This window comes from Christiangramia aquimixticola, assembly GCF_048285835.1.
GTDB classification, from domain to species: domain Bacteria; phylum Bacteroidota; class Bacteroidia; order Flavobacteriales; family Flavobacteriaceae; genus Christiangramia; species Christiangramia aquimixticola.
The window spans coordinates 1-329 of the sequence record NZ_JBLVTL010000130.1; the positions used below are offsets into that span (position 1 = coordinate 1).

General features: G+C 44.7%; 1 protein-coding gene. It reads left to right on the forward strand.

Annotated elements, in window-relative coordinates:
- On the forward strand, window positions 1–329 hold a 329-nt coding region (locus ACNKXV_RS13820; RefSeq protein ID WP_417908301.1), incomplete at both ends, for a histidine kinase dimerization/phospho-acceptor domain-containing protein.

Genomic DNA, 329 nt, shown 5'->3' on the forward strand with positions numbered 1-329 from the left:
CTGGCCTCTCTGGGTCAATTGACCGCCGGGATAGCTCATGAGATCAAAAACCCACTGAATTTTATCAATAACTTTTCGGAACTCAGTCAGGACTTTCTTGATGAAATTGAGGAAGAACTTCAGAAGTTGCCCAATTCCCCCGAGGTCGAAAATATCCAAGACTTACTGAGTGACGTGAAGTCCAACCTTGGCAAAATAAGACATCATGGCTCGAGGGCTGATGGCATAGTCAAATCCATGCTCATGCATTCTAGAGGTGGTACAGGAACCAAAGATCCAACAGACCTGAATGCACTTATCAGGGAGTATTCCAACTTAGCTTTTCATGG